The organism is uncultured Chloroflexus sp. (assembly GCF_938091255.1).
Lineage (GTDB): Bacteria > Chloroflexota > Chloroflexia > Chloroflexales > Chloroflexaceae > Chloroflexus.
In genome coordinates this window covers 51,180-75,102 of record NZ_CALLJH010000021.1, presented here as the reverse complement: position 1 = coordinate 75,102, position 23,923 = coordinate 51,180, and the positions used below count along the sequence as shown (strand labels likewise).

Sequence of the window (23,923 nt, the reverse complement as noted above, 5' to 3'; positions counted from 1 at the left end):
GCTCAGCAGGGGACAAAATGGATTGTACGGACGACGCACTGCGTCGCCCCACTTCTCCAACTCATTATATCATTGCCGCCTCTTGCGGTGATGAGTTTGAGAGGGGTAGAGGGTATGCGTACACTAAGTAACGCACCTTGTTGCTCCACTCCTTCTATTCATTTCATTATATCATTGCTACCCATCTCGGCGATGACCTGCTCAAATACTGCGACCACCCGTGGATCGAAGTGGCTCCCAGCCTGTTCACGGATGTACGCTAGCGCCCGTTCACGCGACCACGCAGTCCGGTAGGGCCGGTCGCTGGTCAGAGCGTCATAGACATCGGCTACCGCGAAGATACGCGCAGCAAGTGGAATCTCCTCACCGCGCAGACCGCGCGGGTAACCGGTGCCGTCCCATTTTTCGTGGTGGCACCACGGAATATCAAGCGCAGGCGTGAGAAAGGCAATCGGACGTAAGAGTTCAACGGCGAGGGTGGGATGGGTGCGCATAATTGCCCACTCTTCATCGTTGAGTGGGCCGGGCTTGAGCAAGATCGCGTCGGGAATGCCCATCTTGCCGATGTCGTGTAACAGCGCGCCGCGGCGCACGTGCAGCAGCTCTTCCTCGCTGAAGCCCATGCGCGCAGCAATCCGCACCGTCAATTCGGTCACGCGGCGCGAATGACCTTCCGTCTCGCGGTCACGCAGATCGAGAGCGTGTGACCAGCCTTCAATCGTGGCATCGTAGGCTGCGCGCAGTTCGGTATTCGCCGCACGTAACTGATCGAACAGATCGGTGCGGTGCAGAGCATTAGCAGCTAATTCAGCAATGTCATTCAACAAATCGAGTTCGGCTTCACTCAACGGGGCGGCCCGCTTGAGCACCAATATGCCAACCAAGCGGTTTGCGGCCTGCAGTGGTACTCCGATGACCGTCTGTTCGGTTTCGTGAAGCAACCGCGTGACGTTGAGCGGCCCGTTGACGTTTCTGAACTGAGCAGCCAGCATTGCCAGAACGTCCGGCTGTTGTGCGAGTATCGCCAAACTGCTCAGCGCAAGATCAACGTGTAACCGCTCGCCATCTGGCCGTAACAGCGCGATGCTTTCGGCTTGAAACACTTCGCACACTTGCCCAAGTAAAATCGGCGTCAATTCGGCCCAAGATTGCGCCCGGCGTAGGGCTGTCCCAATTGCCGCTAAAGTAGTGCGGCGCTGTTCGCGGGCTACTTGTTCGGAAATATCTTGCTTGATCGCGATAAAGTGGCTGATCACGCCGTCCTCATTCGCCACCGGCGTAATCGTCATCTCTTCGTGGTAGAGGCTGCCGTCTTTACGACGATTCATGAGACGGCCATGCCATGGCTTCCCCGCCAAAATCTGATCCCAGAGCGCCGCGTAAAAAGCCTGATCTTGCTTCCCTGAGCGCAAAAGGCGGGTTGACTGACCGATGGCTTCGGCTGCTTCATAGCCGGTAAGTGTGGTGAAGGCCGGATTGACCCATTCGATAATCCCGTTGCGGTCAGCGATCATAATCGCGTTGGCGGCGTCGTTAAGGGCTTGAGCTTGCAGCCGGAGGCGCTCGTTTTGTTGGTGGAGTTGGGCGCGGTAGTGGGCGTTTTCCAACACAACTGGCAATTGGCTGAGAAAGCCTTCCCGTTTGATGATGTAATCGGCCACACCGAGCCGTAATGCTTGTAAGGGAAACTCCTCGTTGCCCGGCTGGGCCATCACAATGATCGGTTGAGTGAGCCGGCGAAATTGGAGCAGTTCTTTCACCAGATCGAGCATTGCTAAGCGTGGTTGCGCGCAGTCGATCAGCACCAGATCACCGGCAGAGTGGCCTCGGGCCAAATTGTGTAAAAACGCGCGCTGACCGCGCATCGGCACACAGTGCAGGTGGGGGGCGATGCGTTGCAGATAGTGGATCGTTGCTTCGCTGTCGGTCGCGCCGAATTCAATATAGGTGACGGTAATCGTCTGACTGCGCCGTGCTTGCTGGGAATGAAAACGCTGGCACGCCTGTTCGATGATCGCGCCGATCCGGTCGAGATAGTCATCGCGCTTGATGACATAATCATCGGCGCCGGCTTTCAGTGCGCTAATCACCATGTGATCGCCGCCCCCGCCTGTCAGGATAATCACTGCCAGCGGCAGATGGTGCGACCTCATGTAGGCGAGCAGATCGAGGCCATCGCCATCACGGAGGTGTAAGTCGAGAATCACCCCGTCATAGGTTATCGCAGTTGTTGAGAGGTTGTTGAGATGGGCGTATGCAGCTTGATACGAATCGATGTGCGTGATCTTGATCTTAGCATCGTGCAGCAGCATCGCGCGCCGGAAGAGATCGGCGTCAAAGGGATTATCTTCTATTAGCAACAAATGCAGGTGATGCGGTGGCATTTGGGATCTCCAAATAGAAAATTGCGCCGGCACCGGGGCTGCTCTCGGCCCAGACCCGGCCACCCATGCGTTCAATCGCTTTTTGCACGATAGCTAAACCAACTCCGGAACCGGGATACGCATCTTGGGGGTGCAAGCGTTGAAAAATGGCAAAAATTCGCTCGTGATGGCGCATGTCAAACCCGATCCCGTTATCTTTGACCCATAATCGTACTGCATCGCCTACAGCTTCTGTGCCAATTGTCAGCCGTGGTTGAGGGATGGGGGCCGTAAATTTTAGCGCGTTGTCGATCAGGTTACGTAGCGCTAAAGTGATGCCGATCTCGTCGCCGCGCATCACCGGACAGCGAATATCCCGCTCGACAGTGACGCCGCGGGTCTCGATTTGATCAGTGTGAACGGCCAAAATCTCTTCGATGATGGATTCAAGGTTAATCTCAGCATATTCAAGCACTTTGCGCTCAATGTGGGTATAGGCAAGTAAATCGTCAATAAGCTGGTTTATTTGGGTTGTTGCAGTGCGAATACTGTTCAGGCATTGTTTGCCGTCATCGTCGAGCCGGTGAGCATGAAAGCGCAAGAGGAGTTGGCTATAGCCTTCAATGACGCGTAGCGGCGCTTTGAGGTCGTGCGAGATCATCGCGGTAAAGGTTTCAAGCTCTTGATTAATCTGGCTCAATTCGGCATTCGCAGCCTGCAACGGCGCAGTATGTTCGGCAATGCGTTGCTCGAGCGAGGTATTGAGGGCGCGTAATTCATCGTTGACACGTTGGGATTGCTTGAGCGTGTTCCACCGTTCCCATCCCAGCCAACCGGCCATTACTAACACAAATAACCAGCCTTTGGCCGTCTGCCAGCTGGTCAAGCTCTCTATGTCGCTGATAATAAACGCGAGGATCCGGTCAGAGAAGGCAATCCATGCTCCGCCGATAATCGTGTACCAAAACGCTAATCGCAGAGCACTTAGCGCCGGATCGGCGCTCTGCCAAATATGGCGCAGATGTGCGAGCGACATAATCCCATCCTGCAATGCGTGTGCAGCAAGCACGTATAAGTTGAGTCATCGAACGGGGATGTGCTCTAACGAGAAGAGCTTAAATTATCATAGCACATTGGATTACGTGATGCTATGCTACAATCGCGAGTGGTTGCGCAGCCTGCGCTAGTGTGACAGTATGGCGAAGGAGGCGGCATGGCAAAGGCTGGAGTGCTTTATATTGGTGCCGATAATGGTCTGTACGTCTTCAGCGATCCGGGTGGCACGGGCCGTTGGCGCTTGTTACCTGATGTATCATTAGCCGGTGAACAAGTGATTGCATTGGTTGCCGCCGATTCGCTGAGTTTGGTGGTGGCAACGAAGCAGGCCTTTTTGCGCAGTGATGATGGTGGCCGGCAGTGGTATGAGGCCGATGCCGAGGATCGGGCGTTGTTTCATTTTCTCGCCAGTGATCGCTTGCCGGTAGCAACCGTGCAGGGGATGGGGGTCTGGCGTAATGCCGATGTGGGGTTGCCAGACGTTCGTTTGCTGGCGGTGTTGTCAGGGAAACAAGAGGTGTTGCTGGCAGCGGTCGCTGATGGCACGCGCGTTATGCGTAGCGAGGATGGCGGCAAGACGTGGCAGGAAGTGACCGGTGCATGGCAAGGTGCGCTCAGCGCATTTGCACCGAGCACCTACCATATTGATGTGGTATGGGCCGGTACCGATACCGGCCAGATTTGGCGCAGCGACGATCGCGGGCGCACATGGCAGCAGGTGGGCAGCATCCCGTCACCGGTGCGCTGTCTCGCCGCGGTGCGGGTGGCGTGAGGCCGGATCATCCATAAAAATCCGTATACCCTTCACGATCAAGCCGGGCTAACATCTGTTCGAGCCGGGCTGCGCTGCGCAGGAGCCTTCCCTCACAAAGCGCATGCAGCCCGCGCAGCGCCTGTCGGAAGCGTGGGGTGTCATCGCCGCGCAAGCGTGGCAAGAGGCGCTGGAGCATCTGCATGTCTAATGCCTCGAAGGCGCTCATGCTGCTGGCTTGTTCGATGAATCGAAGCGTTTCACCCAAAGCCCGATACCCCGCTGGTTTGCCTGCCGCTGCCATGTGGGTCTGGATCGCTGCCAGCATCTGCCAAATCTGGTCGTCGATGGAGCCTTGATATACGGCGCGGAAGCGGTTGAGATCAACGCTCCCTAGTTCGAGCAGGTTGGCCCGATCGAGCACTTTGTCGCTGAGCAGGAAGGTGCTTTCATCGACGTTGACGGTACCGATCAGGCGCAGGTTGGCCGGCAAGCGCAATGGGTTGCGCACCACCCCGCCGCTGGCCAGCGGCGTTTCGGCCAGCGGTGTGCCGAGATCGATCAGCCCCTCGGCAGTCTCCATCGCCGAGAGGATCGGCGCCAAATAGTATTCGGGCCGGGCCAGATTCATTTCGTCGAGGCAGACGATGTAGGTCTGATCAGGGTCGGCGGCGGCCTTGAGCACGTGGCGCAGAAATGCGGTCGGCTGGTAGAGACCGGTGAGCGTGTTGTAGTAGCCGAGCAGATCGCGGGCGCTGTGCCAGTCGGGTTGCACCGCTACCAGCAGGTAGATGGGGTTTGTTTGGCCTTCATCTGCTCCAATCAACGCATCGGCGTACAACCGGGTGAGCCACGTCTTGCCGCTGCCGCTCGGCCCGGCCAGAATCACGAGGGGCCGCGCTTGCACCGCCAGATGGAACGCTTCCAAAATACGTTCATCAATCACCATCCCCCGTCGGCGAATCGCAGCGGCGATCTGCGCGAATGGCGGCAATCCGGTGTGATAGCGTTCTGGCGCCTCGCGCAAGGTAGGGGTTGTCGCCAGCTCGATCTCGGCCAGTTCCATCAACGCTTCATTGAGCGGCAGCAATGTGCAGAGATCATCGATCAGCCGCTCGTCGGGCGGCAGATTGTCCCAAGGATAGACGAAGCCTGCCCACAGGTATTGGGCTTGCCGTTGCGCCAGATAGTGATCGACCCAGCGCATTTCCGGCGCGGGCGGGCGGCGACTGGCAAACCGCGCCTGCCCTTCCGTGCCGATCCGGTCGATCAGCTCTTCCCACAACGGGCGCGCTTCGCGCCACAGCCGGGCTAGTTGCGGTCGCCGCACTCCCCATAGTTGCAGACCCACCGTGACCGTGCGTTCAACCCCGCTCACCGTCAGCATAACGCCGGCCCCACGCGGTGGTCGGTCGAAAGCGAACCAGTAGTCTTCGATCGGATCGCGCCGGCCCTTGCCGCGATCAATCGCGCGCCGCGCCTTAAAACTCAACTCGTACAACGGCCATTGCCGGGGCAAGAGCGTTGCCGCCCGTTCAGACGCACGGTTGGCCAACGCCAGCATTTCGGGGTGCAACCAACGTTGCACCGCTTGCCAGCGCTCGCTCACGCCGGGTTGCAGCAAAGCTTGCAGCGCGGAAGGCGAAAATGGCATCAGGCAGTCGGTGGTCGCAAATAAAACTGTGGATCAAGCCCCGGCTCAGGATCGCTTGGCGTTGGCGGAAGGACTGTTGCTAACTGCGGAAGTATCTCGCGCAGCTCGCCGCTCATAGCCGCAATCACCTCTTCCACCGCCTCAGCCTGCAATCGTTCCACCGGGAAGAGCCGGGTTACCGTTAATTGCGCCAGTGTCGGCGCCTGTTCACTGCTTAAGCGGAGGACGCCGTTGATCTCGAAGTTGTCCTCGATGTCAGCACGGCGCGCAAAGAGATCGAGGATCTTGGCGGTTGCATGCTCAAAATCCGCCGCCTGCTGTTCGGCATCGCTCAGTGGCAGGAAGTAGGTCACATCAAATGCCATTGGACTAGCGCGCTGCATCGTGCGCAGCCGCTCGGCAACAATCTGGTTGAGCGCATCAATGATTGGTTGGCCGTGCAGTGAGGCAATGGTCAGCTCCGCCGGCCAGTGGATGCTCACCACAGCGCGCAATGGCGGTTGCGCCCATGCGCCGGTTTTATCAGCATGCGGTGGCAAACAGGTCACGTGCAGGCTGCGCCCCAACGTGTGAACGTCAAGCAGTTCTTGGGTGTGAACAATGTTGATCTGGTGTTGCTCGAGGCTTTCGATCAACAGGGCAATCAATTGCTCGTAGGTGAGCATAGGCCATCCTCTGGCGTAGGCAGATGGTACTGGTATGTGGGATTATACCACCGGTTATGTCGCCAGTTTGCGTTGGTTTGATTTCCATTGTGTGGAGCAGGAGATTGGTTCAGGCGCTGCGCGCCCTTGCACTGACAAAGAGAATGTCTCCTTCCCTTCTCTCCCCTCCGGGGAGAGGGCTGGAGCGAGGGGTGCGCTCTCCAGCGGGCGAGAGGGCATATATCGCGTACTGCGCATGGCGGGGGCGGAATTCATTCTACCCTCCTGATACAGCGCGCGCATTCCAAAGGAGGGAATTGATTTCGCCCCATACCCCCTAACAGGGTAGGACAAGTTCCAAACTCGCTCTTAGCCATTCACCACTCCCCTTCATCCTTACCTCTTATCTCCTCTGGTATAATACATCTTGCTGTGTAACCAACACCTGAAACCACAATGGCAGTTCAATCACTCTACCGCAAATGGCGTTCCCAAACCTTTGCCGAACTGGTGGGGCAAGAGCATGTGGTGCAGACGCTGCGCAATGCGATTGCCGAAGACCGGGTCGGCCATGCCTATCTGTTTACCGGGCCGCGCGGTGTTGGGAAGACGACCATGGCCCGTTTGTTGGCCAAGGCGGTGAACTGTCTCCATCCCGATCCCGCCGCTCGTCCATGCGGGACGTGCGAGATGTGTACGACGATTGCCGAAGGCCGTGCCGTTGACGTGATCGAAATGGATGCTGCTTCCCATACGAGCGTCGAGGATGCACGCGAGATTATCGAGCGAGTGCAGTTTCGTCCCAGTGTCGCTCGCATGAAGGTCTATATTATTGACGAGACCCACATGCTTTCGACGGCGGCGTTTAATGCGTTACTCAAGACCCTTGAGGAACCGCCTGATCATGCGCTGTTTATTCTCGCCACCACTGAAGTGCATAAGGTGCCGGCGACGATTTTGTCGCGCTGCCAGCGCTTTACCTTCGTCCGCCATAGCGTGACCTCAATGGCGGCCCACGTGCGCCGGATTGCCGCCGCTGAGGGGATTGCGCTGGCCGATGGCGCTCCCGAAGCGATTGCTCGTGCTGCGACCGGCAGTATGCGCGATGCACTCGGTATTCTCGAACAGTTGGCTTCGTTCGTCGAGGGGCCGATCACGCTGCACCACGTGCAACGTCTGCTCGGTATGACTGCCGCTGCCGAGGTTGATGCCTTGATCGCAGCCTTGCTTGCCGCTGACCTGACCGCCGCGCTGCGCGCGGTCAATGCGGTGGCGAATCAGGGCGCCGATCTGCGCCAGTTTGCTCGCGATCTGGTGGAACGGCTGCGCGCGGTGATGTTGCTTAAGGCTACCGGCGATCGCACGTTGCTCGATCTCGGCGACGATGAGGCGGCGCAGTTGGCGCAATGGGCGCAGCAGGCCGAGATGACAGCGCTCGTGCAGTGGGTTAAGCTGTTTAGCAATCTCGATTACCAGTTGCGCACGACGCCCTACGGCCATCTGCCACTCGAAGTAGCCGTGGTTGAAGCGTTGCTCGCTCCCGCCCCTGCGGCCCAACCGGCGGCTCCGCGCCCGCAACCGGCCCGGCCTCAGCCGGCAGCGCCAGTTGTCGCGCCCCGCTCGCAACCAGTTGTGCCCGCTGAACCGCCCCGCCCGTCGGTTGCCAGCCAACGAGCCCCTGCCGATTCGCCGCCGGTTGCACCATCGCCGCCATCTGAACCGGCTATGCCCGCGCCCGCACCTGTCGCCGACCCGCCGCCTCCGCCGCCGGCAGCGTGGGTAGCGGCCCAACAGGCTCGCCCGCCGGCTGATCCGGCAGTCGCTCGCGCCGCTGATGCCGAGCTGTCCTTGCTCGAACAACTCGAAGCAACGTGGGAAGAATTTAAGCGCGATGTCCGCCCGCGCAGTCCGACCGTGCAGGCGTTGCTCAATAGCGCCCGCCCCTATGATGTCGAAGGGAATACTATTGTCTTGCTGGTGTCGTCTTCATTTCATAAAGAGCGGCTGGAAGAGCCGAAAAATCGGGCGATCATCGAAGAGGTGCTGCGCCGCCGGTTAGGCAAGGTCTATGCTGTCCGCTGCACGATTGAAGGAAAATCGGTCGAACCTACCGATCTCCGTGGCAAGATCCGCGAGGCGCGCAAAGACGAATTGGTGCGCGCTGCCCTGAACATCTTTGATGCCCAGATCGTGGATATTGAGCCGCTCGAACCAGAATGATTGCTGTACAAGCGGCACGCAGTATGGTACCCTGTGTAGAAGGAGTGTGTCGTTCTGCGCAGTGTCGTTTTGTGATTGGATTGTCTGAGTGCGACACAGGTATAGAGTGCAGCAGTGAAACTGCCGCATTCCAACCTTGCCAACGGGTCGTGATGCGGTCGTTGTAGCATAAAAGTCATGGCGTGTAGCAGTTTAACTGCTGCACGCCACATCCGAGCTTGAACTTTTTCACCCGCTTATGAAAGGAGCAAATGCTATGAATCAACGCCAACTGATGCAGATGGCTCAGCAAATGCAGCGCCAGATGCAGAAGGTGCAGGAAGAATTGGCCGCTACGATTGTTGAGGGCACTGCCGGCGGTGGTATGATTACGGTTAAGATGAATGGCCACCGCGAGGTGCAGTCAATCACGATTTCGCCAGAAGTTGTTGATCCGAATGATGTTGACATGTTGCAAGACCTGTTGCTCGTTGCTATTAACGATGCTTCGCGCAAAGCGCAGCAGTTGGCCGAAGAGCGAATGCAACCGCTTACCGGCGGTCTCAAGGGGTTGTTCTAAGCCGTTGCGGGGAAGGTATGGCCGTCCATCCAGAACAAACAGTGATCGCCGCGCCGGTTGCACGCTTGATCGAAGAGTTTGCCAAACTGCCCGGTATCGGCCCCAAGACTGCCTCGCGCTTGACCTTCTTCCTGCTGCGCGCTGAGCCGAAGCAAGCGCAGGCGCTGGCACAGGCCATCCTCGATGTCAAAGAGCAGGTAGGGTATTGCCGGCGCTGCTTCAACATAACGGTTGGCGAGCTATGCCCGATCTGTCGCGATCCCAGCCGCGATCAGACCAAGATTTGCGTGGTCGAGGAGCCGCTCGATGTGCTGGCGATCGAGCGCACCGGCGCGTATCGTGGTCTGTACCACGTCCTGCACGGCCATATCGCTCCGCTTGAGGGCATCTATCGCGAGGATCTCAAGATTGATGAGTTGGTGGCCCGCGTGCGCAGCGAGCCGGTCAACGAAGTGATTCTCGCTACCAATCCCAATACCGAGGGTGAAGCAACCGCTTTCTTGCTGTTGCGCGATCTGGCCCCGCTCGGTGTGCGGGTGACGCGCCCGGCCCGTGGTTTGCCTACCGGTGGCGATCTCGAATGGGCCGATCCCGAAACGCTTGGTTCGGCGCTTGAGGGCCGGCGGGAGTTGTAGGACTATTGGGGTGTGGCGAAGCAGTAACCGATGTCATTGTGAGCCGCTGGCGGCGAAGCAATCCCCCGCAAGCACGGGACGAATTCCGCTGATGAGGACGGTTTGCGCCTAAACCGGTGATGGCTTGAGAGCTGCGCCCCCACGTAAGGTCAACCGGTGACCGATGTCATTGCGAGTCGCTGGCGGCGGATCAATTTCCCGCGCTAGCAGATGAAATCACTCGTAGCGATAGTCCAACCGATGAAACGACCGCTCTATGCAACCGCTTCGCAATAACCTAATAACAATGTCATGAACCTCACCACGATTCTCAACGAAACGATCGCCGGCGTTAAAGGCGCCCAATTTGCTGGCATCGTTGGCACTGATGGCCTCAGCGTGGCGATAGCCTACCATCCCGCTGCCGTTGAACTCGATCTTGATGTCGAGCTGGCCGAACTCGAATTGGCCGAACTGACCTCGCGGGCGACGGCGGCTGCCGACCGGATTGGTGCTGGTTATGTGCGCGATCTAGTGATCGAAACCGATGCCCTGCTGATGGTAGCGACCCAGATTATACCCGGCTATTACGGTGTGCTCGGCGTGCTCAGCGAGATTGCCAATCTGGGCAAGGCCCGGTTTGCGCTCCAAGCCATGATCGAGCGGGTGCGCACCGAGTTGTGAACCGATTGCGCACCCTTTGCTTCCCACCCTAGTTGCCAATCTCTTTTTGCGTCTCTTGGTGGCGATGCTGCGCCATAACGTCGCTTGGCACCAGCACCATCTCGGTGTAGATGTGGTCAAGCGTCGCCGGCGCTTGCTCGCACAACCCGCAATGCACCGCTGAGGGCTGGATAATGGTACTGCGCGTCGCTGTGAGCCAGCGGAATCGCTCGTAAATCGGTAGTTCCCCAATCGGCCCCGCCGCCCTGCCGCCGGCGCAGACTAGCTCAAAGGCGGCTAATTGCTCGCGCACCGGCTCAAGATCGAGACTCGGCCAGAGCGCGGCAATCCGCCCCTCGTCAAGTTGCGCGCGCATGCCGAGAAAGCGTTGTTGCCGGCAGAGCAACACCACTCCGATGTTGATCTGTTCGCCCCGCTCGACGCGCGGCACCAACCGCAACAGAGCATACTCAAAGGCGCTCGCGGGCATCGATGGCCTCCTGTACGAATGCGCGCGGCGCTGCCAGACGCAAACTGAGGTATTCGATATACGCCGCCCGATGCGCTTCAACCGAGGGGAAGCGCGGATCGGCGAGCCATTCATCCGGCACCTTCGCCACAATCTCCCACAGCAGTTCGCGGGTAATCTGCCGCGCCAGCGCTTCGTCAACCGCCGCTAATTTGGTTGCCGCTGGCAGCAGTACGTGTTCGCGGATCTGGCTGAACGGCGCGCGCGCCCGGCTTCGATAATCTTGCCACGTGTAATGCATATACAACGCCGCGCCGTGGTCGATCAGAAACAGCCGCCGGTGCCACCAGAGCAAGTTGGTATTGCGCGGTGTCCGATCGACGTTGGTGATAAAAGCATCAAACCAGACGATCAACGAGGCTAATTCGTGGTCAAGGGTGCGAGTAGCAACGGGATCGAAGGCTAGCGCGCCGGGCAAGAAGTCAACCGCCAGATTCAGCCCCGCGCTGGCGGTCACCAAATCCTGTATTTCGCCGTCGGGTTCGTTGCGCCCCAGTGCCGGATCAACCTCGATCAGCACCAATTCCGGCGCCGGCAAGCCGAGCGCACGGGCCAGTTCGCCGCAAATCAGTTCGGCGACCAACACCTTTGGCCCCTGCCCCGCGCCGCGAAACTTGACCACGTATAAGCCGTCGTCGTCAGCTTCAACTATCGCCGGCAGCGAGCCGCCTTCGCGCAGCGGCGCAACATAACGGGTGGCAGTCACTCTCCGTAACATTAACGCTCCACCTTCAAGATATAGCCCGTCTGGGCCGGGATTTCGGTGAACGGTTGGTATTCAACGATCGCGCCATTGCTAATGGTCAACGGCGCCGGCGGGGCCGGCGGCATGCCGTACAGTGACACGAGCTGATAGGTGCCATCCGGCAAGTCGCTCTCGCTCAACGAAAGCGTGAACGGCTCGGTTGGAATGGCATCGAAATTGATGATCACCATGACTATATCATCACCGCTGCGCCGGATGTAGGCGGCAATGTCGTCGCCTTTGGCCTGTAACGGGATAAAGTCGCCGGTTGCTAACGCAGGGGTGTTGATATGCAAGTGGATCAGTTGCCGGTACGTATTGAGCAGCGAATCCGGGTCTTCGTCTTGCAGCATCACATTTTTCGATGGGTAATCGAGCTGCGGCATTTGCCACGGGAAGCCGCTAGTGAAGCCGCCAAACTCCTCTTTCGTCCATTGCATTGGCGTGCGGATGCGCTCATCGGGTTTGACACCGAGCATACCGATCTCTTCCCCATAATAGATAAACGGTAATCCCGGCATGGTCAACAATGCCAGCGCCGCTAGCTTTGCCTTGGCAACGTCGTTACCGAGTACCGACATGACCCGGTTTTGGTCGTGATTCGTCAAGAATGGCGCCCACCGTTGGTATGGCAGTTTGGTGTAGGCGTCTTGGGCGGCTTGCATAAAGAGCCGCGCCAGCCCGGTATTGGCTGCACCAACGATCTGCTTGGCGACTTCAAACTCGAAATAGTAGTCAAGCTGGTCAGGGTAATACGGCGCGAGGGTGCGCGGGTTGCCGTTGTATACCTCACCGACCGTGAATGTGCCCGGCAGCTCGCGATCGAGGAAGCGGCGAAACTCGCGCAGCCATGCAAACGTCTCGTCAGTGTCTTCTTGCAGGGTGGAGTACTCGATCAGATGCTTGATTGCGTCGAGCCGGAAGCCGGCTACACCCATCTCTTCGACCCAGAAGCGAGCAATCTTATAGGCTTCCGCAGTCACCGCCGGGTTGCGAAAATTGAGATCAGGCATCCCGCCCCAGAAGACGCCGTAGTAGTATTCGTCACGAATCGGCGATTTGTGCCAGACGACATTGTTGCCGAACGGGCCGCGAAAACCGGGATCAATCGCCGACCAGAGGTACCAGTCGCGGTAGGGCGAATTGGGGTCGCGCAATGCCTCTTGGAACCACGGGTGGTGGGTGCTGGTATGGTTTAGCACGAGATCGATAATGATCTTGATTCCACGTTTATTGGCCTCTGCGACCAAGCGCTTAAAATCTTCGTTGGTGCCGTAGTCTTTTTCGACGGTGTAATAATCAATTGTATCGTAACCGTGATAGCTGGCTGCCTCGGCTACCGGCATCAGCCAGATGCAGTTGACACCCAAATCGCGCGTTGTTGTCGGATCACCGTCGTTCAGATAATCTAGCTTGGCGATGATCCCATTCATATCACCAATTCCATCACCATCACTATCGTAAAACGAACGTACAAATACCTCGTAACAGACTGCGCCGTCCCACCAGCCAGCTTGGAGTGGGAACGGCGTTGCAGTGGGGCCGGGGGTAATGCGGGGCGGCAGGGTGGGCAACCGCGGGTCACGGGTTGGCGTGGGTGGACGCACATTAGTTGGCGTGGTCGCGACGGTGGGTGTGTCAGAAGGCGGAGTGGCTGCCGGTAGACTACACGCTGGGAAGAGAGTTATGACCAACAAGAAGAACAATAATCGGTGCATAGAGAACCATTTTCTCATCAATTAGTTTCATCTAGCGGCATTATAGCAAATCTTTCACTGTGAAGGCGTGACGGAGGCAAAGGCGCAAGGGGATGGTAACGCAAAGGCGCAAAGGGGATGAGATGGAATGCTCCCAAGTACGCTTGTACCTTCTCCAAAAACCCTTCGCGGCCTTACGTCTTTGCGTTACCTAGCAGCACAAATGTGTCGCAACCCCTCGGCAAACTGACGCGCGCCGCCTTGGGCCGGATGGCGCACGGCACAATGCGCAATCCCAAGCTGCGCCAACGCTTGGCTCGCGATCCGCCCCATAGCTACCACCGGGCAGCCGGCGAAGAGCGCGCAGGCGCGGGCCAACAATGGCAAACCAAGCGCAAGCTCGCTCTGGCGCGGGGTGCGGTTGCTCTGCGGCTTACCGGCTTGGTGCGGGTGTAGCGGGAAGGCGTTCCATCCCACCGCAAACCGGTTAAGCGCCGCGAGTTCACGGTAAACGATCGTCGCGGTCTGTTCCCGTGAAATTCGCCCATCGTTCGTTGCCAACCGGAAGCCGCGTGCTGCGCCAAACTGGCCGGGAGGATCAACGCCATCGAGTAATATCTGTTCGCTAGTAAAGGGCACCCCCGTGCGGCGCGCGCCGTTATAGCCGGGGGCTTCGCCAATCAATATCAGATCAGGGCCGCGTTCATACGCTAAGCGTAATGCTAATTCGAGATTCGCCCGCCTGATCGCATGACCGCACCGTTGCTCATCGTTGTCCGCCTCCCACGCATACATATTGACGGTATTGGCCGGTGCTTTCAGTGTCGCGAGATCTGCAACCAATTCTGCAATGATGTCACGCTCCACTTTCCCTCCTTGTACAGATATTTGACATATTTGTCAAACTTGGTTGCATCATTTGACAACATTCTGTAACTGCTTGGGATTATAGTGGATACAGCGAAGGAGGTTTGCCATGTCAACGTCGCCGACACTCTGGGAAATTGAAAGTCCGCTTGGGCCGGTCGCGTTTCGGGTTTCTGGTCAGGGACGCCCCCTGATCTTTTTGCATGGATGGGGCGGTTCGAGCCGCTATTGGCAAGCTGCGCCAGCTTTTTTGCCCAACCGGCGGTTGATTGCGATCGATCTACCCGGATGTGGGGCTTCGCCAGCGCCGATCGAGCCGGTGACGTTAGCATCGTACGCACGCACAGTGCTAGCGGTTGCCGATGCGCTCGATATTGACCGGTTTGCGCTGGTAGGCCATTCACTTGGCGCAGCGATAGCGTTGGCGGTTGCCGATTTTGCCTGCGAACGGGTCGAGCGATTAGGACTGATCAGCTTTGGCTTCAGCGCCAGTCTCTACGAGGATAGTCTGGTCACGATTGCTGGGGCGCAGTGGCAAGTAGCGGCGGCATACTGGCGACCGTGGCTGATTTGGTGGCGGCCATGGTGGGGTGTGACCCAGCAATGGCGGCAGGCGTGGTGGACAATGCCGCCCACGCCTGATCTGCTGGCCCGCCCGATGGTGCGTCGCCCGCTCGATAGTTCATTGTTAGCGCAAGGCATTGCCGATCTCGTCGCGATGGATCCGCTGGTCGCCATGGAAGCGGCGGCGATTATGGGCCATCCCCAACTCAAGCGCGCCGTGCAACGGCCATTGCCGCCGGTGTTGTTAATCAGCGGGCGCCATGATCCGGTCTTTCCACCAATCAATGTCAAATCGCTAAGCCGTTACTTACCGGATGCGCAGGTCTATTTCATTCCTGATTGCGGTCATGTACCAATGGTTGAAGAACCTGCGGCGTGCTATCACGCAATTGCGCGCTTTCTCGATAGAGAAAACGATTATTCGTCGTAGTGTTTACAGTGTCAATGATAGAGTGTAAAGAATACTTCGCCGCATAAAAGGCGCAAACTTTCTGTTCTCTCTTGCCAGCGTATGCTATAATGGGCAAGGCAATGCGCGAAGCTAACCGGCTTCGCTCTGAACAGGAAGGTTGCCTTCTATGCAGCGTGGCGCATTACTGTTTCTACTCATCGGCCTCATCGTCATTATTGGTGGGTTGGCGGCTTTCTTGCTCTTGCGCGGAGGAGCGGGACGTACCACTACCTCAACAACGCCGGAAATTCCGCCGACGCCAACAACAGTGCCGTTAGTACCCGTGGTGCAGGCGCTGGTGGATCTTGATGCTAATACCTTGATCAACGATCCGGCGCTGCTCGATGTGGTACAGGTGCCTATCACCGAATTTGACGAAAAGAACGAATTTAGCAACATTAATGATGTCCTCGGGAAGTTGCTTGTCAATCCGGTCGTGGCTGGCCAATCGATCCGGCGCGATAATGTACGCGATCCCGGCCTTTCGCAACGGATCCCGACTGCCGAACCCGGCCAACCACGGGTGAAAGCGTACCCCATCTTAGTTGACAGCTTATCAGGCGTGGCCGATCAGGTGACAATCAACGATTTTGTTGATATTATTGCCACTTTTCCGGTTGATCGCCAAATTATTCGTCCCGGACCTGTGCAAGTGATAACCGTTAATGAGGTTGACCAACTTGTCCGTGAATATCAATACGGCGAAACCCAAACCTTCTTCACCACAAAGACTATCATCCAGCGCGCACAGGTGCTCCAGATTGTGCGTCCGGCAACCCCACCGCCTGTTGAAGGTGAAAGAACCGGTGAAACTGGTACTCCGACAACTGGTGGCCCGCCAGCAGTTGATGCTTCCGGTCAACCGATTGGTTCCGCCGGTAGTAGTACGGGTTCAAGCACGTTAACCGAGGGAACATGGGTCATTGTGCTGGCATTGACCGATCAAGAAATTGAGTTGATCGAGTTCGCGAACCAGAGCAGTGCCCGGATTGTGCTGGCGTTGCGGGGCGCCAATGATGATACCGTTGAAACAACGAGTGGTGTGACTATTGATCTCTTGGTGCGCGAGTTTGGTCTGCCATTACCGCAACCGTTGCCACCGCGTGTTTACGGCGAGGCCGAAGTGTTTACGCCCCAACCAACGCCAACTCCGCGTCCATGAGTTATTCCATTAGTGCCGGCTCTAGGGTAAAATGACAATATGCAGTACGCCCGATCATAGCCAATGCGTTATCGCAAGTGTGTGCGTCCGTTGCCACTACCAATAGTACGAGGTCTGAGGAGCTAAGGCATGAGTGAAGCCGAAAAGATTCGAGTCATGATCGTTGATGATGTGATCGACACGCGCGATCAGCTCGAGAAGTTGCTCTTCTTTGAAAAAGATATCGAAGTTGTTGCGAAAGCGAGCAATGGGCGCGAAGCGATTGCGTTTGCTCGCCAATATCGCCCGCAAGTCATTTTGATGGATATTAATATGCCCGATATGGATGGGATTGCCGCTACCGAGGCGATCCTTACCCAAGATCCGGGCATCCAAGTCATCATCATGAGCGTGCAGGGCGAGACCGATTACATCCGGCGGGCGATGTTGGCCGGTGCGCGCGAGTTTCTAATCAAGCCGATTAGCGCCGATGATCTCTATCGTTCCATCCGGCATGTTGCCAAACTGGCGGCGATGCGTCCGGTGGTAGCAGTTGCCGGCGGCGCAGCGGCTGGCGTGGCAGCGGATGGAAAACCTTCGGTTGAGGGCCAGATCTTCGCCGTGTTTAGCCCGAAAGGCGGGGTAGGTGTTTCGTCGATTGCCGCTAATTTGGCGATCGCGATCAGGCAGCAAACGAATAAGAAGGTTGCCCTCGTTGACGGGAATGTGATCTTCGGTGATCTGAGCGTTATTCTCAATCTGCGCGCTGATAAGACGATCGTTGATATCGCGTCGCGGATCGAAGGTCTCGATCGCGATCTGCTCAACGATGTGATGGCGACCCATCCCACTCAAGTAAAGGTACTGCTGGCCCCGCCCGATCCGCAACGTGGCGAGATAGTGACGGCTGACCATATCCGCGCTATTCTTGAGGTGTTGCGACAAGAGTACGATTATGTCGTAGTTGATACGCCAGCCTCGTTTCAAGACCGCTCACTGGCCGCGCTAGATTTGGCCCAACGTATCGTGACGCTGATGACGCTCGAGATGCACTGCATCCGCAATGTTAAGCTCTTCCTTGAAGTGGCTGATCTGCTGAATTATCCTGCCGAGAAGGTGATGTTGGTCTTGAACAAGGCGACCAATCGCACCGGGATTCGGGCTGATGAGGTAGAAAAACACTTGCAACGCAAGTTGGCATTGCAGATTGGCGATGCAGCGCAAGAAATGACACTGGCGATCAATCAGGGGGCGCCAATCGTGATGGCGAAACCGAACCATCAAGTGGCGAAAGATATCATGAATCTGGCGCGAGAATTGGTCGCGAAAGCGAATAAAGAGGCGACAGCCGAGAGTAGTGCGAAGTCGCGCAGTTTGTTCGGCGGTCTGATTCCCCGTCGCTAATGCGCGTGGCATTGACCGGTGTTTGCGGTACCAATAAGGGAGGTGAGCGCGATGTCGTTGCTGAAGCGAATTGGTGGGAACGTCCCTACACCGGTCGAACCGGCGGCGTCGCGTGCGCCGATCCGGCCTGAAACAACCAGCCGGTTGCCGGCGGTTGGTGCGCCAAGTACGGATGAGACGTTCCGTGAGCTGCGTTCTCGCGTGCAGGATCGCCTGATCAATGAACTGAATCCGCAGCTTGATCTGAACAATTCGGCCAAAGTGCGCAAACAGGTCGAAGAGATTTTTAACGCGATTCTCGATAGCGAGAGTATCGTATTGTCGCGTGCCGAGCGCCAGCGTCTGTTTGAGAGCATTACGGCTGATATCATCGGCTTGGGGCCGATCGAGCCGTTGCTGGCTGATGAAGATGTCAGTGAGATTATGGTCAACGGCCCAAAACAGGTCTACATCGAAAAGAAGGGCAAGTTGATCAAGACCGATATTACCTTCGCCGATGATGACCATGTGATGCGGATTATCGATCGAATCGTTGCGCCGCTGGGCCGGCGCGTTGATGAGTCATCGCCGATGGTCGATGCCCGTCTCAAAGATGGATCGCGTGTGAACGTGGTGATCCGCCCCTTGGCGTTGAATGGGCCAACGATCACAATCCGTAAGTTCCGCAAAGATAAGCTGACGGTGCAAGATTTGGTGCGCTTTGGCTCGATGTCGCAAGATATGGCCGATTTTCTGGCAGCATGCGTCAAAGCGCGTCTGAATATTGTGGTGGCTGGTGGTACCGGTTCGGGCAAGACGACATTGCTCAATGTGCTATCGTCGTTCATTCCAGAAGACGAGCGAATTATTACCGTCGAAAACGCTGCCGAGTTGCAATTGCGCCAAGATCACGTTGTGACCCTTGAATCACGTCCGCCAAATGTCGAAGGCAAAGGCGAGGTTACGATCCGTGATCTGGTGATTAACTGTCTCCGTATGCGCCCCGAACGGATTATTGTCGGTGAGTGCCGCGGCGGTGAGACGCTTGATATGTTGCAGGCGATGAATACCGGCCACGATGGTTCGATGACGACAATCCACGCCAATACGCCGCGTGATGCCATCAGTCGTATTGAAACGATGTGTTTGATGGCAGGTATGGATCTGCCCGCGCGTGCGATTCGTGAGCAAATTGCTTCCGCTATTCACGTCTTCGTCCAGCAGTCGCGGTTGAAAGACGGCTCGCGCAAAGTGACCCAAATTACCGAGGTTGCAGGAATGGAAGGCGACGTGGTTGTCTTGCAGGATATTTTCGTCTTTGAACAGACCGGTATTGATGAGAAGGGCAAGATCGTGGGCCAATTGCGCCCCACAGGGGTGCGACCGCGGTTCCTCGAGAAGTTCGAGGCGCTTAACATCTTCTTGCCGCCAACCATCTTTGGTTCGTCGGAGCGTTTCAGCTTCTAAGCATACCGCCCACCGCCGGCGCTAGAGGGAGGCGTCGATCCTATGGATGTCTTGTTATCACCGGAGATAATGCCGGTTACGTTAGGTATATTAGGTCTTTTGCTGATCGTGCTGCTGGCCGTGGTGGTGGCGTTGATGCGGCAGTCGGCCACGGTTGATGTGGCGCAGCGCCTTGAGACGTATGCCGGCGGCAAAGCGCAAGAACGGCCTAATGAGCCGGTTGCGCGCCAAGCGATCGAGCGCATTGATGCAGTTGTTTCACGCAGCAAGCGGGGCAGCTCGATCAAGAACGAGCTGGCACGCGCCGACCTGAAACTGACCGTGGCCGAGTTTATTGGTCTGAAGTTGGGTGCGGCCCTGCTCGGCGTGGTGTTTGGCTTTATTCTTGGCCGGGCTAATTTTCTCGCCCAAGTGGTGGCTGCTCTCGTGTTTGCGGTCATTTTTTCCTTTCTGCCCGACTTATATGTGAATCTTCGTGCCGCCCAGCGTGTGAAAGCCTTTAATAACCAATTGGGCGATGTGATTACAATGATGGCTAATGCGCTGCGCGGCGGTTATAGCTTCTTGCAGACGCTCGATATGGTCTCGCGTGAGGCGCCAGCTCCCGCTTCGGTCGAGTTTCGTCGGGTGGTGCAAGAAGTTGGTCTCGGTCGCTCAACCGAGGAGGCGTTGCAGAACCTGCTCCGGCGCGTTCCCTCTGATGACCTCGATCTCTTGATTACTGCCGTCAGTATTCAAATGGAGGTTGGTGGGAATCTGGCCCAAGTTCTTGATACGATCGGTCATACGATCCGTGAGCGTGTGCGGATCAAGGGTGAGATTTCCACCCTCACTGCGCAAGGCCGGATTTCGTCGTGGATTATTACCGGTCTGCCGATTGGCTTGGCGATGTTCATTACGGTCGTGAATCCTGATTATATGGCCCCCCTGTTCACGATCGGGATGCCGCCGCAGGCGTGGTGCTGTATGCCGGTGACGTCGTTGGTGATGATCGCAATGGGATATTTTGCGATCCAGAAAATTATCGATATCGAAGTGTGAGGTGCGGCCATGACCGATATATTGATTATCGGCGGAATTGTGATAGTTGGCGCTGCGCTTATCCTGATTGCAGTTCGGCAGATGAATCAGTCGCGAGCGATTAGCGAACGGCTGGATCAGTATACTGACGTGTCGTTGTCACTCGAAGAGCTTGAGTTACAGCAGCCGTTTCGCGAACGCGTACTTGTCCCGATGTTTCGTGCTCTGCTGAATACGCTTGGCCGGTTTGGCCTTAAGCAGAATCAGGAACGGTTGCGGACGAACCTGCAATTGGCCGGCAATCCCGGTAATATCTCACCCAATATGTTCATTGGCTTGCGCATGGCGCTGGCAATTGTGTTGATGGTGTTGATTGGGGTCTTGGTGATGAGCCGCCTGCCGTTGATGCAGGCTTTGATGGGGACGTTTATCGCAGCGGCGATCGGGTATATTTTACCCGGTATCTGGCTCGACCGGAAGATCAGAGAGCGCAAGAAGAATATTCTGAAGGCGCTGCCTGATGCGCTCGACCTGCTGTGCATCAGCGTCGAAGCTGGGTTGGCATTTGATTTGGCCTTGCAGCGGGTAGCGCAGAAGTGGGATAACGAATTGTCGCGCGAATTCCAGCGTGTACTGCAAGATATTCGTCTTGGTCGCACCCGCCGTGAAGCTCTGCGTGATCTGGCTGCCCGCACCGGTGTTGATGATGTGCAGACCTTCGTCTCGGCAGTGATCCAAGCCGATCAATTAGGTGTGTCGATGTCGAAGATTCTACGCATCCAGTCTGATCAGTTGCGGGTGCGCCGGCGCCAGCGTGCAGAAGAGGCAGCCCAGAAGGCACCAGTGAAGATGTTGATTCCGATGGTATTTTTGATCTTCCCCGCACTGTTCGTTGTGATCCTCGGCCCGGCCGTACCACGAATTATGTCGGCCTTGGGAGTGATGAATAGCGGGATGGGTAATTAGGCGGTGATGGTGCAGATCGTGAATCAATCTCGGCACGCTGTCCTTGCCCGCCAATGCGAAGTGGCGCGCACCTTTTTGAGCCGTGGCCGTGGTTTGCTCGGACGATCATCATTGCCAGAAGGCGGTGGATTGTTGATTGAGCCGTGCAGCAGCATTCATATGCTCTTCATGCGGTTTCCAATCGATGCCATTTTCGTTGATCGGCAAGGGCAGGTGGTCGCACTCTACCCGTCATTGCCGCCATGGCGGCTTTACGCTGGCCATCGCCGCGCGCGCTATGTGCTTGAGCTGCCGGCTGGGGTGATTGCTGCAACCCAAACCGCCATCGGTGATCAGATTGTGGTGCAGCCGGCAGAATGAAGGTTCTGCTGCTATAGCACAGGGTGGGTGTCTAGACGACCAATGCTGTGGCGGGGAACATGACCCTACTCGTTTGGACGGGCCTCTCTCGTTTATGGAGTGCGGCAGTACAACTGCCGCACTCTGCATATTCCAAATTCTGGCTTTGCTCATGATGATCGGTTGCTGGTATAGCGAAGTTAGCTCATTTGAACGTCGCCAATGAACGATTCCCAAGCCTATTCGCGCTGGCTGGCGTTGTTGCTGGGTGTCGCTTTTATTGCACTCTACCTGCTCACATTAACCAAGGTGCATACCTACGATGCCCTCTCGTACATCCTCGACGTTGATCGCAAGCCATGGCCAGAGTTGTTTCATCCCCATCACCTCCTCTACGGTCCGCTGGGGGCGTTGATCCGGTGGCTGGCAACCGGTTTGGGTTGGCAGGGTAGCGCCGAGCTGTGGCTGCAAGTAGTGAATGCTCTCGCCGGCGCGGTCGGCGTGGTGCTGATCTTTTTGCTGGGGCGCGCTGTGACTGGTTCGATGATGGCCGCTCTAGCGGCGGCGTTGAGCGTTGGCTGGAGTTATGCCTACTGGTATTACGCGGTTGAGGTAGAGGTCTACACCCTTGCTGCGGTTGCCCTGACCGTTGCGCTGTGGCTACTAGCCGCTATTGCGCGCCAGCCACGCTGGCAGACGGCCTTTTGGTTAGGGGTAGCGCATGGGGTAGCGGTGCTGGGTCACCAGACCAATGCTTTATTAGTGGTTCCGGCGCTGGTGACGCTTAGGTTGGCAGTGAGCAATGACCGTGACCGCCTACGCTTGAACATAGCCTATCTGCTGCCGCTGGGATGCGTGGTGGGTGGCGCGTATCTGGGGGTGGTGCTCGGTGTGAGCGGGATGCGCCGTTGGGATGAGGTGTGGGCGTGGTTGACCGGTTATGCCCGCACCGGGTTTTGGGGGGGCGCGATTGATGGCGCGAAATTGGTCGGTTTGGGGAAAGGTTGGAGTGAGACGCTGGCTATGAACGGCGGTGCGATCGTCGGTGTGCTAGCCTGCACGCTGCTGCTAGCTGGGTGGAGTGGGATTGCCCGGTTGCCGCGCTCGTTGCTGGCTGGATTGCTGAGCTGGCTGCTGGTGTATGGCTTGTTCTTCCTCTGGTGGGAACCGGATAATATCGAGTTCTGGATCGCTAGCCTGCCGCCGTTAGCGGTGCTGCTCAGTGCAGCGTTAGCTACCCGCCATCCGCTCGATCGTTGGCGCGCAGGGCTGGCAGGTGTAGCCGGTATTGCTCTGGCGGTGGTGTTGTTTGCGCTTAATCTGCCGGCGATCGTGGAACGGGGTGATGCCAATCGGGATTTGCAACGCCGGATTGCAGCAGCCCTAGCTGAGCTTAGCCAACCCGGTGATCTGATCATTGTGCCCGATGGCGTGCTCGAGCTTTATCTACCCCATTACTGGGGTCGTGATACCGTCTATGGCCTCAATCAGGCGATGATTGCGAGCGGCGGCGATTGGCTGGCGGCTTGTGCCCTGATCCAACAACGGATCGAGACCACCTTGGCCAGTGGTTATGCGGTGCTGATTGCCGATGAAGCACAGCGTCCGGCGCCTGCCCCACCCGGCCAACCGCCAACACCGGCTGAGCGATTTGGCTTGACCGCTGAGCATGTAGCAGCCTGCTACGACCCACTGCAGGCTAAGTTGCGACCGGTGGCGTTGGCCGCCGATCTGCCGTCGTATCGCATGATCCCGCGTGCGAATGCGTTATTGTGGGCAGATGGCTGGGATTTTCGCGCCGGACGTTGGGGTTGGCGCGCCACCGGAGTAGTGGCTGAAGCAATGACCGCTGCCGGTTGGCAATTGACGCCGGCATTCGATCCGGCGCTGATCAGTCCGCCGTTGCTGTTCTCGCTGGCTGATGTAACGGCGATAGAGGTGCGCTTAGCAACGACAACCAATGCGCGCGATGCCCAACTCTTTCTCCTTGATCCAGCCGGCCAGACCAGCGAAGCATATTCAATCCGCTTTACCATCACGCAGGGGAATACGGTAGCTACTTACCGGCTTGATGTAACCGCCCTAGCTGATCGGCTTGATCTCGTGGGTGGGTTGCGCTTCGATCCGGTCAGCGCCGGTGATGGCGGAACGGTGATCGTAGAATCAATCCGACTCGTGCGGCGACCGGTAGGAGGCGGTCAATGACGGGTACCCTCTTATCACCTTCTTG

At 57.3% G+C, this 23,923-nt stretch carries 21 protein-coding genes; 13 read left to right on the top strand and 8 right to left on the bottom strand.

The window, feature by feature from the left end:
- Positions 1 to 158: 158 nt before the first annotated feature.
- Positions 159 to 2,384 (bottom strand): HD domain-containing phosphohydrolase, encoded by a 2,226-nt coding sequence (locus Q1A00_RS08415; RefSeq protein WP_298482906.1) that lies wholly within the window; start codon positions 2,382 to 2,384, stop codon positions 159 to 161.
- Positions 2,344 to 3,399: an ATP-binding protein gene (locus Q1A00_RS08410; RefSeq protein ID WP_298402129.1), complete on the bottom strand. Its 1,056-nt coding sequence runs from the start codon at positions 3,397 to 3,399 to the stop codon at positions 2,344 to 2,346. Before Q1A00_RS08410 ends, Q1A00_RS08415 begins: the two co-directional genes overlap by 41 nt.
- Positions 3,400 to 3,576: 177 nt before the next feature.
- Between Q1A00_RS08410 and Q1A00_RS08405 the strand changes: the two genes are divergently transcribed.
- Positions 3,577 to 4,191 carry a hypothetical protein gene (locus Q1A00_RS08405; protein WP_298402130.1) on the top strand — a complete coding sequence of 205 codons (615 nt, stop codon included), beginning with the start codon at positions 3,577 to 3,579 and terminating at the stop codon, positions 4,189 to 4,191.
- A gap of 7 nt (positions 4,192 to 4,198) precedes the next feature.
- Here the strand turns inward: Q1A00_RS08405 and Q1A00_RS08400 are convergent, their stop codons facing one another.
- Positions 4,199 to 5,824 carry an AAA family ATPase gene (locus Q1A00_RS08400; RefSeq protein ID WP_299643925.1) on the bottom strand — a complete coding sequence of 542 codons (1,626 nt, stop codon included), beginning with the start codon at positions 5,822 to 5,824 and terminating at the stop codon, positions 4,199 to 4,201.
- Positions 5,824 to 6,489 carry a hypothetical protein gene (locus tag Q1A00_RS08395; protein ID WP_299756223.1) on the bottom strand — a complete coding sequence of 222 codons (666 nt, stop codon included), beginning with the start codon at positions 6,487 to 6,489 and terminating at the stop codon, positions 5,824 to 5,826. The genes Q1A00_RS08400 and Q1A00_RS08395 overlap by 1 nt, the downstream gene beginning before the upstream one ends.
- A 435-nt stretch (positions 6,490 to 6,924) precedes the next feature.
- Here Q1A00_RS08395 and dnaX point away from each other — a divergent pair, with 435 nt between their 5' ends.
- The 4 genes from dnaX to Q1A00_RS08375 all read left to right on the top strand — a co-directional run bounded on the left by dnaX (position 6,925) and on the right by Q1A00_RS08375 (position 10,545).
- Positions 6,925 to 8,688, top strand: a complete 1,764-nt coding sequence (gene dnaX / locus Q1A00_RS08390; RefSeq protein ID WP_299756220.1) for a DNA polymerase III subunit gamma/tau — start codon at positions 6,925 to 6,927, stop codon at positions 8,686 to 8,688.
- 256 nt (positions 8,689 to 8,944) lie between these two features.
- Complete coding sequence (locus tag Q1A00_RS08385; protein WP_298402135.1) at positions 8,945 to 9,247, top strand: YbaB/EbfC family nucleoid-associated protein; 303 nt, start codon at positions 8,945 to 8,947, stop codon at positions 9,245 to 9,247.
- Between the two features lie 17 nt (positions 9,248 to 9,264).
- On the top strand, positions 9,265 to 9,882 hold the full coding sequence (gene recR, locus Q1A00_RS08380; RefSeq protein ID WP_298402136.1) for a recombination mediator RecR: 618 nt from the start codon (positions 9,265 to 9,267) through the stop codon (positions 9,880 to 9,882).
- A 291-nt stretch (positions 9,883 to 10,173) separates the two neighbouring features.
- Entirely contained in the window at positions 10,174 to 10,545 is a 372-nt protein-coding gene (locus Q1A00_RS08375; protein WP_298402137.1) for a hypothetical protein, read from the top strand.
- A gap of 28 nt (positions 10,546 to 10,573) precedes the next feature.
- Here Q1A00_RS08375 and Q1A00_RS08370 read toward each other — a convergent pair whose 3' ends face one another.
- The 4 genes from Q1A00_RS08370 to Q1A00_RS08355 all read right to left on the bottom strand — a co-directional run bounded on the left by Q1A00_RS08370 (position 10,574) and on the right by Q1A00_RS08355 (position 14,362).
- Positions 10,574 to 11,014, bottom strand: a complete 441-nt coding sequence (locus Q1A00_RS08370; RefSeq protein ID WP_298402138.1) for a DUF3037 domain-containing protein — start codon at positions 11,012 to 11,014, stop codon at positions 10,574 to 10,576.
- Entirely contained in the window at positions 10,995 to 11,771 is a 777-nt protein-coding gene (locus Q1A00_RS08365) for a HipA family kinase (protein WP_298402139.1), read from the bottom strand. Before Q1A00_RS08365 ends, Q1A00_RS08370 begins: the two co-directional genes overlap by 20 nt.
- On the bottom strand, positions 11,771 to 13,516 hold the full coding sequence (locus Q1A00_RS08360) for an alpha-amylase family glycosyl hydrolase (protein WP_298402140.1): 1,746 nt from the start codon (positions 13,514 to 13,516) through the stop codon (positions 11,771 to 11,773). The genes Q1A00_RS08365 and Q1A00_RS08360 overlap by 1 nt, the downstream gene beginning before the upstream one ends.
- Positions 13,517 to 13,702: 186 nt before the next feature.
- Positions 13,703 to 14,362, bottom strand: coding sequence for a uracil-DNA glycosylase (locus tag Q1A00_RS08355; RefSeq protein WP_298402141.1), 660 nt, complete (start codon positions 14,360 to 14,362; stop codon positions 13,703 to 13,705).
- A gap of 109 nt (positions 14,363 to 14,471) precedes the next feature.
- Here Q1A00_RS08355 and Q1A00_RS08350 point away from each other — a divergent pair, with 109 nt between their 5' ends.
- The 8 genes from Q1A00_RS08350 to Q1A00_RS08315 all read left to right on the top strand — a co-directional run bounded on the left by Q1A00_RS08350 (position 14,472) and on the right by Q1A00_RS08315 (position 23,898).
- On the top strand, positions 14,472 to 15,356 hold the full coding sequence (locus Q1A00_RS08350) for an alpha/beta hydrolase (protein WP_298402142.1): 885 nt from the start codon (positions 14,472 to 14,474) through the stop codon (positions 15,354 to 15,356).
- A gap of 148 nt (positions 15,357 to 15,504) precedes the next feature.
- The gene (locus Q1A00_RS08345; protein ID WP_299756213.1) at positions 15,505 to 16,539 is read left to right on the top strand and encodes an SAF domain-containing protein; all 1,035 of its coding nucleotides are present in this window, start codon (positions 15,505 to 15,507) and stop codon (positions 16,537 to 16,539) included.
- A gap of 129 nt (positions 16,540 to 16,668) precedes the next feature.
- Entirely contained in the window at positions 16,669 to 17,922 is a 1,254-nt protein-coding gene (locus Q1A00_RS08340; RefSeq protein WP_299756211.1) for a response regulator, read from the top strand.
- A gap of 51 nt (positions 17,923 to 17,973) precedes the next feature.
- Complete coding sequence (locus tag Q1A00_RS08335; RefSeq protein ID WP_298405584.1) at positions 17,974 to 19,368, top strand: CpaF family protein; 1,395 nt, start codon at positions 17,974 to 17,976, stop codon at positions 19,366 to 19,368.
- A 42-nt stretch (positions 19,369 to 19,410) separates the two neighbouring features.
- Positions 19,411 to 20,409 carry a type II secretion system F family protein gene (locus Q1A00_RS08330; protein WP_299756209.1) on the top strand — a complete coding sequence of 333 codons (999 nt, stop codon included), beginning with the start codon at positions 19,411 to 19,413 and terminating at the stop codon, positions 20,407 to 20,409.
- A 9-nt stretch (positions 20,410 to 20,418) separates the two neighbouring features.
- On the top strand, positions 20,419 to 21,354 hold the full coding sequence (locus tag Q1A00_RS08325; protein ID WP_298490369.1) for a type II secretion system F family protein: 936 nt from the start codon (positions 20,419 to 20,421) through the stop codon (positions 21,352 to 21,354).
- A gap of 6 nt (positions 21,355 to 21,360) precedes the next feature.
- Complete coding sequence (locus Q1A00_RS08320) at positions 21,361 to 21,714, top strand: DUF192 domain-containing protein (RefSeq protein ID WP_298490371.1); 354 nt, start codon at positions 21,361 to 21,363, stop codon at positions 21,712 to 21,714.
- 201 nt (positions 21,715 to 21,915) lie between these two features.
- A complete protein-coding gene (locus Q1A00_RS08315) occupies positions 21,916 to 23,898 on the top strand; it encodes a glycosyltransferase family 39 protein (RefSeq protein ID WP_299756206.1) in 1,983 nt (660 codons plus the stop codon).
- The last annotated feature ends 25 nt before the right edge of the window (positions 23,899 to 23,923 follow it).

Coding starts and splice junctions, on each gene's coding strand:
- Q1A00_RS08395 (WP_299756223.1), bottom strand. CDS start 6,489: ATGCTCACCTACGAGCAATTGATTGCCCTGTTGATCGAAAGCCTCGAG.
- Q1A00_RS08340 (WP_299756211.1), top strand. CDS start 16,669: ATGAGTGAAGCCGAAAAGATTCGAGTCATGATCGTTGATGATGTGATC.
- Q1A00_RS08350 (WP_298402142.1), top strand. CDS start 14,472: ATGTCAACGTCGCCGACACTCTGGGAAATTGAAAGTCCGCTTGGGCCG.
- Q1A00_RS08315 (WP_299756206.1), top strand. CDS start 21,916: ATGAACGATTCCCAAGCCTATTCGCGCTGGCTGGCGTTGTTGCTGGGT.
- Q1A00_RS08325 (WP_298490369.1), top strand. CDS start 20,419: ATGACCGATATATTGATTATCGGCGGAATTGTGATAGTTGGCGCTGCG.
- dnaX (WP_299756220.1), top strand. CDS start 6,925: ATGGCAGTTCAATCACTCTACCGCAAATGGCGTTCCCAAACCTTTGCC.
- Q1A00_RS08345 (WP_299756213.1), top strand. CDS start 15,505: ATGCAGCGTGGCGCATTACTGTTTCTACTCATCGGCCTCATCGTCATT.
- Q1A00_RS08415 (WP_298482906.1), bottom strand. CDS start 2,384: ATGCCACCGCATCACCTGCATTTGTTGCTAATAGAAGATAATCCCTTT.
- recR (WP_298402136.1), top strand. CDS start 9,265: ATGGCCGTCCATCCAGAACAAACAGTGATCGCCGCGCCGGTTGCACGC.
- Q1A00_RS08335 (WP_298405584.1), top strand. CDS start 17,974: ATGTCGTTGCTGAAGCGAATTGGTGGGAACGTCCCTACACCGGTCGAA.
- Q1A00_RS08320 (WP_298490371.1), top strand. CDS start 21,361: ATGGTGCAGATCGTGAATCAATCTCGGCACGCTGTCCTTGCCCGCCAA.
- Q1A00_RS08385 (WP_298402135.1), top strand. CDS start 8,945: ATGAATCAACGCCAACTGATGCAGATGGCTCAGCAAATGCAGCGCCAG.
- Q1A00_RS08365 (WP_298402139.1), bottom strand. CDS start 11,771: ATGTTACGGAGAGTGACTGCCACCCGTTATGTTGCGCCGCTGCGCGAA.
- Q1A00_RS08410 (WP_298402129.1), bottom strand. CDS start 3,399: ATGTCGCTCGCACATCTGCGCCATATTTGGCAGAGCGCCGATCCGGCG.
- Q1A00_RS08400 (WP_299643925.1), bottom strand. CDS start 5,824: ATGCCATTTTCGCCTTCCGCGCTGCAAGCTTTGCTGCAACCCGGCGTG.
- Q1A00_RS08405 (WP_298402130.1), top strand. CDS start 3,577: ATGGCAAAGGCTGGAGTGCTTTATATTGGTGCCGATAATGGTCTGTAC.
- Q1A00_RS08375 (WP_298402137.1), top strand. CDS start 10,174: ATGAACCTCACCACGATTCTCAACGAAACGATCGCCGGCGTTAAAGGC.
- Q1A00_RS08370 (WP_298402138.1), bottom strand. CDS start 11,014: ATGCCCGCGAGCGCCTTTGAGTATGCTCTGTTGCGGTTGGTGCCGCGC.
- Q1A00_RS08330 (WP_299756209.1), top strand. CDS start 19,411: ATGGATGTCTTGTTATCACCGGAGATAATGCCGGTTACGTTAGGTATA.
- Q1A00_RS08360 (WP_298402140.1), bottom strand. CDS start 13,516: ATGCACCGATTATTGTTCTTCTTGTTGGTCATAACTCTCTTCCCAGCG.